The sequence below is a fragment of the Brachybacterium atlanticum genome (assembly GCF_025669985.1).
Classification (GTDB): Bacteria; Actinomycetota; Actinomycetes; order Actinomycetales; family Dermabacteraceae; genus Brachybacterium; species Brachybacterium conglomeratum.
On sequence record NZ_JAKJJW010000053.1, the window covers coordinates 1 to 11246 of the forward strand.

General features: G+C 73.9%; 7 protein-coding genes. 2 read left to right on the top strand and 5 right to left on the bottom strand.

The features are described from left to right. Positions 1-50 precede the first annotated feature (50 nt). On the bottom strand, positions 51-2732 hold the full coding sequence (locus tag L3K22_RS16705; protein ID WP_308445956.1) for a S8 family serine peptidase: 2682 nt from the start codon (positions 2730-2732) through the stop codon (positions 51-53). A gap of 247 nt (positions 2733-2979) precedes the next feature. After that, entirely contained in the window at positions 2980-3804 is an 825-nt protein-coding gene (locus L3K22_RS16080) for a hypothetical protein (protein ID WP_263312285.1), read from the bottom strand. A 65-nt stretch (positions 3805-3869) separates the two neighbouring features. Between L3K22_RS16080 and L3K22_RS16085 the strand changes: the two genes are divergently transcribed. Continuing rightward, positions 3870-5300, top strand: a complete 1431-nt coding sequence (locus L3K22_RS16085; RefSeq protein ID WP_263312286.1) for a DUF2079 domain-containing protein — start codon at positions 3870-3872, stop codon at positions 5298-5300. A gap of 57 nt (positions 5301-5357) precedes the next feature. Here L3K22_RS16085 and L3K22_RS16090 read toward each other — a convergent pair whose 3' ends face one another. From L3K22_RS16090 to L3K22_RS16100, 3 genes are read right to left on the bottom strand one after another with little or no spacing between them, the layout of a single operon-like run. Continuing rightward, a complete protein-coding gene (locus L3K22_RS16090) occupies positions 5358-6842 on the bottom strand; it encodes an alpha/beta fold hydrolase (RefSeq protein WP_263312287.1) in 1485 nt (494 codons plus the stop codon). Positions 6843-6881: 39 nt separating this feature from the next. Beyond that, entirely contained in the window at positions 6882-9104 is a 2223-nt protein-coding gene (locus L3K22_RS16095) for a prolyl oligopeptidase family serine peptidase (RefSeq protein WP_263312288.1), read from the bottom strand. Positions 9105-9154: 50 nt separating this feature from the next. Next, positions 9155-9742, bottom strand: a complete 588-nt coding sequence (locus tag L3K22_RS16100) for a hypothetical protein (RefSeq protein ID WP_263312289.1) — start codon at positions 9740-9742, stop codon at positions 9155-9157. 77 nt (positions 9743-9819) lie between these two features. On the opposite strand from L3K22_RS16100, the gene L3K22_RS16105 reads away from it, so the two are divergent. After that, complete coding sequence (locus L3K22_RS16105) at positions 9820-11034, top strand: glycoside hydrolase family 3 N-terminal domain-containing protein (RefSeq protein ID WP_263312290.1); 1215 nt, start codon at positions 9820-9822, stop codon at positions 11032-11034. The last annotated feature ends 212 nt before the right edge of the window (positions 11035-11246 follow it).

Genomic DNA, 11246 nt, shown 5'->3' on the forward strand with positions numbered 1-11246 from the left:
GGCACCGATGCGGTGCCGCCGCCCCTCTCCCAGGTGGCGTCAGGCCGGACTCAGCGGGCCCCGGGCTGGCGCGGGTTCGCGTAGTCGATCGTGAACTGCGGCGAGGTCCAGGTCTCCCAGTGCTCCGGGTTCTCCGGATCGCCGAGGGGCCTCAGGACCTTCATCTCCAGGACGTAGTCGCCGTCCTTCACGCTGCGGGACTTCTGGTTCTTCATCGAGAAGGTGCCGTCCCAGGCGAACAGCTCGGGCTCGGGGGAACGGCCCAGGTGATCGGTCGCGTCGATCGTGCCCATGGAGGGGTTGACGACCTTGAGCTTCCCGTTGGCCCGCACCTGGTAGGCCGAGATCTCGAGCCGCTCGGCCGGGAGCGCGAAAGCGTAGGCGAGGTAGGGCACGTCGCCGTCGGCCATCGTGTAGGTGTGGCCGCCCTCGGGATCCAGCAGCACGCTGCCGGCGCCGTCGCTGACGCCGAGGCCGGGCAGGCCCATCCCCTGGTCGTCCAGGACGGTGAGGGCCTGATAGTCGCCGGAGAGGCCGGCGAAGGGCACCACGAGGTCGTCATCGGCGCCGGTCAGGGTGATCCAGCCGCCGTAGATGAGGCCGTCCGTCCCGAAGTCCTCGCCGAGGGTCACGGTGACCTCCGCGCTTCCGTGCGCGGGCACGGTCACCTGCTCGGCGGAGGTGCCGGTGGTCGCCTCGGCCGTGTAGAACTCGGGATTGCTGGTCGGGATCGCGGTCGCGACGCCGCTCTCGAAGCCGACGTCGTACACCTTCTCGGCGTCGGAGTCGTTGGTGACCGTCAGGGTGACGTCCTTCGGCCCGGCCTCGCCCTCGCCGAGGGAGATCGTCGGGGTCGTGACGGACGAGGTCGCGCGCACCGCGGCGACCATGTTCAGCATGCCCGCGCCCTGACGGTGGACGGGCTCGAGATAGCCCTGCTCCGGCAGCAGCGACCAGGTGAGCTGGTCGGCGGTGTTCATCATCGCGGTCTTCACATCCGCGGGGGCGAGGTCGGGCTTCGCCTCCAGCAGCAGCGCGGCCGCGCCGGCGACGTGCGGCGCCGCCATCGACGTGCCGGACATGGAGCCGTGGCCGCCGCTCTCGAGCGGCAGCGTCGACCAGATCGAGCCGCCGGGCGCCGCGACGTCGGGCTTGAGGTCGAGGTCGGCCGTCAGACCGTAGGAGGAGAAGTCGGAGACGAGACCGCCGGTCCCGTTCTCGACCGTGGTGGAGCCGGACTGCCAGGCCCAGGTGACCGGGCCGGCCGCGAGCGCCTCCTGCAGGGCCAGGCCGTCGGCCTGGGAGAGCATCACGACCGGGACGGTGAGCGCGGGATCGCCCTCGACCGTCGGGTTCACGACGCCGGGGGCGTTGTCGTACAGGATCACGGCGTCGTAGCCCGCCTGCTCGCCAGCGACGGCCTTCTCGCGGAACGCGCAGCTGCCGCGCTCGACGAGCAGGGCCTGGCCCGGCTCGGCGGCGGGCACGGCCGTCGGGTCGCAGGCCTGTGCGGCGGTGGTGCCGGGAGCGCCGGCGGCGACGAGCGCGAGCTCGCCCGAGGTCGGCGGCTGCGGGGAGCCGGTCGCGGCCGAGTAGGGCCGGTCGGCCCCTCCCGCGGTCGCGAAGGGCGCGGAGCGGTGGGTGTTGTCGACGGAGGCGACCGTGATCGCGCTCTCGGCCACGCCCGGGGCGCCGCTCGAGAACAGGCCCGCGGCCCCCTCGTTGCCCGCGGAGATGACCACGGTGACGTCGTCGTCGACGAGCGTCTCGACCATCTGCGCGGTCGGGTAGTCCTGCCAGGTCATGAAGGAGGCGCCGAGGGACATGTTGACCACGTCCGCGCCGTCGTCCATCGCCCGCTCCATCGCCTCGAGGATCACCTCGGTGTCGCTGGAGCCCTCGCAGCCGAACACGCGGTAGGAGAGCAGGTCGACCTTCGGGGCCACGCCGACGACCTCGCCGTCGGCGCCGATGATGCCGGCGACGTGGGAGCCGTGGCCGCCGCAGTCGTCGGGGAACTCGTCGGGGACGGGGGCCTCGCCGGTGCGGGAGTCGTAGGCGTCTCCGACGAGGTCGTAGCCGCCGACGACGCGGTCGTTCGGGAAGTCCTTCGTCTCGTCGTCCACGCCGGAGCCGCCGAGATCGGGATGGTTGTAATCGATGCCGGAGTCGATCACCGCGACGGTGACGCCCTCGCCGCTGAGGCCGTCGACCTGCTGGACCTGGTCCACGCCGGTCATCGCGTTGCCGTAGACGTCCGAGGGCGTCGCGTCGGCCGGCTCGGGGGCGGCGACCTCGAGCACGGGGTACACGGCCCGCACGCCCTCGACCTCGCTGAGCTTCTGCGCATCGGCGTCGTCCATCTCGACGGACATTCCGTTCCAGCCGGTGGTGAAGCTCTCCTGGACCTCGAGCGGGATCGCGGCGTCCTCGGCGCGCTCGGCCACGGTCTCCTGCGCGGCGGTCGCCGACGTCTTCGAGCCGCCGCGGAGCGTGGGCTGCCCCTCGACCTCGACCAGCCAGCGGCCGGGGACGGTGGTCTCCCCCGCGGCGCGGAGCTCGTCGGCCGTGGGGATCTCGACGCCGAGCTCGGCGGCGGTGCCGAGCTTCTCGGGGGTCTCGCCGTCGGCGAGCGCGGGGGCGCTCACCAGCATGCCGGCGACGAGCGCCGTGCCGGCGGAGGCCGCGAGCAGGCCGCGGGGTCTGGGAAGATCTGGTCTGGGCAGAGGCATCGGCGCCGTCCTTCGAGGAGAGAGGGAGGACGGTGCGCGCGCGAAGGGTCGCCCCGGGATGTCCGGTGCGCACCGCCGTTCACCATTTGATCATGTGACTCCCCTCACCGGGAGTCGAACGACCGGATTGCGGGAGGGAGGGTCCCGATCAGGTCACGGATCCGCGCCGGCGGCGGCCGCGAGGTCGTTCAGGGGGTACGGCTCAGGGGGCCCGTCCGCCGACGCCGGGGCGGACCGATCTCCCGGCTCAGGGCGCCTCGGTCTCCCGGCGCAGCGCGATCCGGTCCGGATCGGGCAGCACGAAGGCCGGGGAGGCGAGCTGGGAGAGGGCGTGCTCGAGCCGGGGCTCCTCGTCGGGGACCATCACCGAGAGCATCCCGAGCCGGCCCCCGTCGATCTGGAGCTCGAGCTCGTAGCGGATCCCGCCGCGGAGGAACTCGCCGCGCACCGGCCACTGCTGCTGGCGCGGCACCGCGAGGCGCCGGGGATCCTCCACCACGAGCTGCAGGTCCGCGCCGACCCCGCCGGTGTCGAGGACCCGTGCGGTCTCGAGCTGCTCGCGCAGCGCCTCCGCGCCCGGCGGGGCCGGGGCGTCCGGGGCATCGGCCAGGAGCGCCTCGATCAGGGCCCGCGCCTCGGAGGGCAGCGGCACCCCGGCGGGCTCCCCGAAGGTCTCCTCGCGCAGGGACCAGCTGCGATCGGGGTCCCCCAGGTGGGGCAGCGCGATCACGGCCGCGGTGCCCGCCGCGCCCAGCGCCGCGAGCGCGAGGCGGGGCCGGGTCATCCCGAGCCCGCGCAGGGCGTCGACCATCCGGGCGTCGAAGCCCTCGACCACGTCCATCAGCCCCAGCGTCACGCCGCCGGCGACGACGCCGTCGCGCACCGGGTCCAGCACCGGCAGGTCGTAGCGGGAGGAGTCCGCGACGAGCGCGGCGGTCGCCGCGGCGACGCCCACCCGGTAGGCACCGTGCGCGAGCGGACCCAGCCGACGCGGCTCGACGAGCGACAGCGCCCCGACGGCGCCGGCACCGGCGACGACTCGGAGCATCCGTGCCCTGGTCAGCGAGATCATGCTCGGAGTCTAGAGCCCCGCGGGGCGGGATCGACGTGCGGTCCGCGGCGACTACCCTCTCCTCTGTGAGCCAGGCACCCGAGATCTCCTGCCCGGCGCGCCCCGCTCCCGTGCCCGCCGAGCCGACGCGCCTGCGCCTCCTGGTGCCCGCGCTGCTCGCGCTCGCCGGCACCCTCGCCTACGGCCTGCTGGGCAGCCAGCAGTTCCGCAACCTCGTCGCGCCATCCTGGGACCTGGGGATCTTCACCCAGCTCCTCCGCGCCTACGGGGAGCTGCGCGCCCCGATCGTGCCGATCAAGGGCGATGCGGTGAACCTGCTGGGCGACCACTTCCATCCGCTGCTCGCGCTGCTGGCGCCGGTGTGGTGGATCTGGCCCAGCGGCGAGGCGCTGCTGTGGACCCAGGCGCTGCTGTTCGGGATCTCCGCGATCCCGCTGACCCGTCTCGCGATCGACCGGCTCGGAGCGGGCCTCGGCACGGTCGCGGGCGCCGCCTACGTCTTCTCCTTCGGGCTGCAGTCCGCGGCGGCGGTGCAGTTCCACGAGATCGCGCTCGCCGTGCCCCTGCTGGCCTTCTCGCTGACCGCCCTGCTGCGGGAGAAGGTGCTCGCCGCGGCGCTGTGGGCCGCGCCGCTGGTGCTGGTCAAGGAGGATCTGGGGCTGACCGTCGCGGCGCTCGGGCTCGTGATCGCGCTGCGTGGCCGGGAGCACCGCCCGCTCGGCGCCCTGCTCGCCTCCTGGGGCGCGGCATGGTTCGTGCTGGCGACCTTCGTGATCCTCCCGGCGCTGAACACTGCCGGGCAGTACGACTACACCGACAACCTCGGCTCGCCGCTGGAGGTGGTCTGGCCGCCGGTGAAGTGGCTGACCGTGCTGATGCTCCTCGCGCTCGCCGGCGGGATCGGAGCCCGTTCGCCGCTGATCTGGCTGATGGTGCCGACCCTCGCATGGCGCTTCACCGGGACGGTCGAGTTCTACTGGGACTGGTACTGGCACTACAACGCGGTGCTCATGCCGATCGCGCTCGCGGCCCTGCTGGACGCCCTCGGCGACCGCCGCACCGGACGGGCCACGGCCTGGCTGCGCCGCGACGCGCCGCTGCCGCCCAGGCCGGTGCGGACCGCCGCCGTCGCGCTGTGCGCCGCGGTCACGCTGGTGCTCGGCCCTCAGATGCCCGTGCTGGACGTGCTGCGCCCGCAGCAGTGGGATCCGACGTGGCGGGCCGAGCCCGCGCAGGCCGCGCTCGAGGCGGTGCCCGACGACGCGGTCCTCGCGGCGGACATCACGCTCCTCGCCCAGGCCGTGCCCGACCACGACGTGCAGTGGCTGCATGGCCCGAACGAACGCGTCCCCGACTGTGTGCTCGGGGACTGGTACGCGTTCTCCTGGAACTCGATGCCGCCCGATGACCTGGCGGTCTGGGCGCAGCAGCGGTGGGGCGCCGAGTACCGGGCGGTGTTCGACGAGGGCGGCTTCACGGTGGCCTGCCGGGCCTGAGCCGAGCGCCGGCAGGCAGGGTGGTCGGGTCTCGTCAGGCCGGGCCGGCGATGCTCCTCAGACCGGGTCCTCCCGGACGGTGCCGGTGCGTCGGCCCCGCTGACCTCGGGAGGTCGCCTGCGCTCGCTCCAGCAGGTGCCGCTCCCGCTCCGCCCGCGCGGACTCGAGCCGGAGCCGCCACGGCGAGTGCCGCTCCGCCGTCAGCGCGATCTGCAGGCCCCGCGAGAGGGCCCGGTCGGTCGCGGAGACCGGCAGGGCCGCGAGCTCCGCGGCGTGCTCGGGCAGCCGGTGCGCGACCCCGCAGGCGCTCCAGCGCGCCGCGATCTGGAGGATGCGGCTGCGGGTGTCGAGCATCGAGTGGCCCGCGCCGCGGATCTCCAGCAGCTGCGCGCCGGGGATCCGCCCGGCGACCTCCCGGGCGACCTGCATCGGGCTGACCAGGTTCTGGCTCCCCGAGATCACCAGGGTCGGGGCGGTGATCGCGGGGGCGAGGGCGTGCAGGTCGATCGGCTCGCGCGCGAAGGGCGGCACGGCCCGGCGCTGCTCGCCCGTGAGCAGCAGCGGGTCCAGCGGTCCCCCGTCGGCGTGCGCCCCGTACCCGAGCTCCGTGTGCACGAGACGGGCCACGAGGTCGTGCTCGACCACGAACGGGGTCGACTCGAGCCAGGCCCGGTTCAGCACCTTCCGCACGCTGGACCAGGTCAGGGAGCCGCGACCGACGGCGAGCAGGTCCACGAGATCGCGCACCGCGGCCGGTCCTCCGTGCTCGTGGACGGCGAGCACGACGGGACCGGCGCGGGAGGCCTCCACCTTCCCCTCCGCGGCGAGGCGGCGCAGCACGGCGGCGGTGGACGAGGTGGTCGCCTCGCCGCCGTCCCAGTACAGCTCGCGCAGACGTCGCTGGGCGACCAGCTCGTCGGTCGCGGCGCTGCGCGGGGAGTCCAGCACCAGGGAGTGCACCCGCTCCGGGTGCAGGATCGCGAGGATCTGGGCGAGCTGGGCGCCGTAGCCGGTGCCGACGAGCGCCGCCCGCTCGACGCCGGCGCGGTCGAGCACGGCGAGCACGTCCCGCACCACCTCCCGCAGCGTGATCGCGGCGGCGGGCAGGTCCTCCCCGACGGCGTCCAGCCGGGAGAAGCCGACGCCGCGGTGCTCCATCATCAGCACGTCCACCCCGCGCGCGGCGAGGCTGCGGCGCAGCACGTCGTAGGGCAGCACCGAGGCCCGTGCGGGTCCGTCGGGCAGGATCAGGACCGGCACCTCGGGGCTGAGGGACTCGGGCTGGGGGCTCCCGTCCGCTCCCCGCACCCGGCGGGGACGGCGCGGGGTCGCGCGGGCGTAGCGCAGCGGGAACAGCTCCGGCCCCTCCCCCTCCACCTCGCGGTAGACGGTCATGAGGTCGTTGCGGATCTGCAGCAGCTCGTCCTGGGTGGCGCGCTCGATGATCTCGACCGGCCGCGCCCAGGGCGCGATCCGCCGGGGCAGGGGCAGGGCCGACGGCCCGGACGTGGGGGTCCGGGAGGTGCGGGGCTCCTCGCTCATCGCCGTTCTCTCATCTCGCCCGACGGGGCACGGGGCTTCTCATGCGTCGCCGCCCGTCGCACCGGAATCCGTCGCACCGCTGCCCGTCGCGCCGCCGATCGTGTCCCACAGGAAGGTGTACAGCAGCGCGTTCATCCGCGCCGCCTGCTCGTTGTTCGCCGCGCCGCCGTGCCCGCCCTCGATGTTCTCCCAGGAGCGCACGTCGGCGCCGAGCGACTCGAGCGCCGCGGTGAACTTCCGGGCGTGGCCGGGATGGACGCGGTCGTCGCGCGTGGAGGTGAGCACGAAGGTGGGCGGATAGTCCGCGGCCCGCTCCTCGGAGAGCAGGTGGTACGGGCTGAAGGTGCGCACGAACTCCCAGTCCTCGGTGTCGGGGTCGCCGTACTCCGCCATCCACGACGCTCCGGCCAGCAGGTGGCTGTAGCGCTTCATGTCCAGCAGCGGCACCTGGATGATCACCGCGCCGAACAGCTCCGGGTACTGGGTGAGCATGTTCCCGGTGAGCAGGCCGCCGTTGGAGCCGCCGCGCACCGCGAGGTGGTCGCGGTCGGTGACGCCCCGCTCGACGAGGTCCTTCGCGACCGAGGAGAAGTCCTCGTAGGCGCGGTGGCGCTCCTCCTTCAGCGCCGCCTGGTGCCAGGCGGGGCCGTACTCGCCGCCGCCGCGGATGTTGGCGAGCACGTAGGTGCCGCCCCGCTCGAGCCAGGTCTTCCCGATCGCGCCGAGGTAGGACGGGGTCAGGGAGATCTCGAAGCCGCCGTATCCGTAGAGCAGGGTGGGACGCGGGCCGGGCTCCTCCCCCTCCTGTCGCACCTGGGAGATCTCGAAGTACGGGATGCGGGTGCCGTCGTCGCTGGTGGCGAAGTGCTGGGTGACCTCGAGCCCCTCGGCGTCGAAGCGCGCCGGGGCGGACTTCACCGGCTCGAGGTCCGTCGGCTCGCCGCCGCCGGCGACCTCGGAGAGGTCCCCGAGCAGCAGCGCGGTCGGCTCGATGAAGTCGGTGACGGTCACCCAGATCTCGTCGCTCTCGTCGGCGTCGACCGCGGAGACGCCGATGGAGCCGCGCAGCTCGGGGTACAGATCTCGGCGCACCCACTGCCCGTGCTCGTCGCGGGTGTGGACCTCCAGGCGGTGCACGACGTCCTCGAGGATGGAGAGGACCACGGCGGTGCGGGTGATGGTCATGTCCGCGAGGGAGGTGGAGGCGGTGGGCTCGAAGAGCATGTGCAGCTCGGGCTCGCCCGACTGGAAGCGGGCGAAGTCGCCGACGACGAGGGAGCCGGCCGGGTAGACGTCCTCTCCCACGTGCCAGTCGCTGCGGGGGCTGAAGATCCCGAGGTCCCTGTGCGCGGTCGCCTCGAGGTCGCGGGGCACCTCGACGGTCGTCAGCTCCGGCGGGGTCGCGGAGCGGTCCACGACGTGCACGGTCTGGTCGTAGAAGGCGTGGGCCTCGACGACCCAGTCCCGCTCCCAGCCGGGGGTGTGGTCGTGCGCGGCGAAGACCGCCATGTCCGAGGCGGGGATCTCGTGGACGAGCTCCGCCTCGTCCAGCGGCGTCCCGCGTCGCCAGATCCGGGCCTGGCGGGCGTAGCCGGAGCTGGTCATGGTGTCCTCGCCGAAGTCGGTGCAGGCCCAGACAGTGTCCTCGTCGATCCAGGACAGCGAGCCCTTGGCCTCGGGGCGCACGAAGCCGTCCTCGGACTCGGGGACGAAGGAGAGGGTCTCGAGGTCGAACTCGCGCGTGACGTCCGCGTCGGAGCCGCCGTGGGAGAGCGCGACCAGGGCGCGGCGGTAGGGCTCCCCGTCTGCCAGGCCCGCGGGGCGGAGCAGCCGCGCGCCGTGCCACACCCAGTCCTCGCCCTCGGCCTCGTTCAGCGCATCGACGTCCAGCAGGATCTCCCAATCGGGCTCGTCCGTGCGGTAGGACTCCATCGTGGTGCGTCGCCACAGCCCGCGCTCGTGCTCGGCGTCGGTCCAGACGTTGTAGAGGTGCTCGCCGCGCTTGACGACGCCGGGGATGCGGTCCTTCGCGTCGAGGATCTCCCGGATCTGCCCCTGCAGGGTCTCCGCGAGCGGGGCGCCGTCGGGATCGGCGGGGTCCTGGACGCTCTCCAGCGCGGACTCGGCGCGGGCGTTGCGCTCGCGCACCCAGTCCAGCGCCTCCTCGCCGGTGACGTCCTCCAGCCAGGCGTGCGGGTCGGTGCTGCCGTCGGGGGCGGGGAGCTGCGCGGTGTGCTCGGCCTGGTCGGTGCTGTCGGTCATCGTGGAGATCTCCGTGGTCGTGGTCCGGTCGGTCGTGGGGGCGGGGTCCGTCACCGGTCGCCCTGCCCGGTGCTCGTCGTGGCGGGGAGCGCGGTGAACTCGCCGAGCACGCCCTTCCAGGCGTCCTTCCAGGCGGTCCGCGCATCGGCCGTCTCCAGGCCCTTGTGCTCGATGCCGAGGGTGCTGCGGCCCTCGTCCTTCGCAGTGATGTTCACCGAGACGCGGCTGCCGTCGGCGACGGCGGCGCGCCAGTAGCGCCACGTCGCGGTGTCGCTGAGCGAGGGCTCCTCGAGCCCGAGGCCGTCGCGGCGGGCCTCGGTCATGAACGCGTCCCAGCGGTCGCGCACCTGCGTCGACGTGCCGGGCACGGTGCGGGAGGCGGAGGCGGAGAAGTCCCCGTCGCAGCTCTGCCCCACCACGCGGCGGCCGATCAGCTGCTCGTAGGCGACGGTGACGCCCTGCGCCCACCACTCCTCGACCTCCCACCGCTCCACCAGCATCCGCGCGATCGCGGTGTGGTCGAGGTCGCGCCCGCCGGCCGCGTCGAGCCGGTCCGTCCACTCGGCCAGCGAGGTGCCGGTGCCGTTCTCGAGCCGCGCGGCGTGCGGATGGTCCTGCGGGAGGATCTGGTCGCTCATGGAGGACACGATACGGCGAGCGCCGGGCCCGGGGACCCAGTCCGACGGGCCCGCTGCGTGCATGGAACACTGTCGGGATGCGACGTCGTCACCTGCTCGCCCTCGCCCCCGCGGCCGCTCTCGCCGCCTGCACCGCCCCTGAGGAGGACCCCGCGTCCCCGGGCGGCGACGGCGGGGGCGCGGCCCCCTCCGACGGCGGAGACGGCGGCACCGCCCCGTCCGACGGCGACCCGTCCGACGGCGAGGAGCCGACGACGACCGCCCCGCCGAGCGCCGCCGAGCAGCTGCTCGAGGGGCTCTCGCCGCGCGAGATCGCCGGACAGCTGGTCCTCGTCGGCATCGCCGCCGGCTCCGAGATCCCGACCGCGACGTTCGAGGAGCACCACGCCGGAGGGATCTTCCTGCTGCAGGTGTGGGAGAGTGCCGAGCAGGTCGACGCCGTCGTCGACTCCGCCTTCTCGCTCGCCCGCCCCGAGCTGCCGCCGCTGCTGGCCGTGGACCAGGAGGGCGGCCAGGTGCGGATGCTGCGGGGCGACGCGGCACGGGAGACGGCCTCGGCCGAGACCCTCGGCGCCGAGGGTCCGCAGGCGGTGGCCGACGCGTACACGAGCATCGGCGAGGACCTCTCCGCGCGGGGGCTGCACGTGGCCCTCTCCCCCGTCGCCGACGTCGTCGACCCGGAGCTCGGCGACGCGAACGAGCCCGTGGGCGGGCTGGACCGCGGCTTCGGCACCGATCCCGAGCAGGTCGCCGACTGCGTGACCACCGCGGTCGAGGCGCTGTCCGAGCAGGGCATCGGCGCGACGCTGAAGCACTTCCCGGGCTTGGGCAGGGTGGAGCAGAACACCGACTTCTCCGCCGAGGGGATCGAGGACACGACCACCGGGCCCGAGGACCCGTTCCTCGAGTCCTTCCGCGCCGGGATCGACGCCGGCGCGCAGCTGGTGATGATGTCCTCCGCGATCTATCCGCGGATCGAGCCGGACGTCCCGGCGATGTTCTCCGCCGCCGCGATCCAGGACCTGCTGCGCGACGGCCTCGGCTTCGAGGGGCTCGTGGTCACCGACGACATCGGCGCCGCTCAGGCCGTCGCCGACGTCCCCGTCGCCGAGCGCGCGACCCGGCTGCTCGAGGCAGGCGGCGACGCGGTGCTCACCGCCGACCCGTCACTGACCGGCGAGCTCGTCGACGCGATCGAGGAGTGGGCCGGGCGTGGCGAGGAGCAGGAGCAGCGGGTGCGGGAGTCCGCCGGCCGGATGCTCGCGCTGAAGGAGGCGCTGGGGCTGCTCTGACCGCGCGCGGCACCAGGAGGCGGGCAGGGCGAGGCGGCGGGCCGGGCCGGGCGCTCCGCCCGACTCAGTCCTGTACCTTCGACCGAGCTCCTACCGGCTCGTCCCTCGCCAGTACGTCGCTCAGTCCTTGCCCTCTCGACCGAGCTCCTACCGGCTCGTCCCTCGCCAGTACGTCGCTCAGTCCTTGCCCTCTCGACCGAGCTCCTACCGGC

Bases quoted from the DNA above. Each gene is read 5' to 3' on its own strand.
- L3K22_RS16705 (WP_308445956.1), bottom strand. From the start codon at position 2,732: ATGCCTCTGCCCAGACCAGATCTTCCCAGACCCCGCGGCCTGCTCGCG.
- L3K22_RS16080 (WP_263312285.1), bottom strand. From the start codon at position 3,804: ATGATCTCGCTGACCAGGGCACGGATGCTCCGAGTCGTCGCCGGTGCC.
- L3K22_RS16090 (WP_263312287.1), bottom strand. From the start codon at position 6,842: ATGAGCGAGGAGCCCCGCACCTCCCGGACCCCCACGTCCGGGCCGTCG.
- L3K22_RS16095 (WP_263312288.1), bottom strand. From the start codon at position 9,104: ATGACCGACAGCACCGACCAGGCCGAGCACACCGCGCAGCTCCCCGCC.
- L3K22_RS16100 (WP_263312289.1), bottom strand. From the start codon at position 9,742: ATGAGCGACCAGATCCTCCCGCAGGACCATCCGCACGCCGCGCGGCTC.
- L3K22_RS16105 (WP_263312290.1), top strand. From the start codon at position 9,820: ATGCGACGTCGTCACCTGCTCGCCCTCGCCCCCGCGGCCGCTCTCGCC.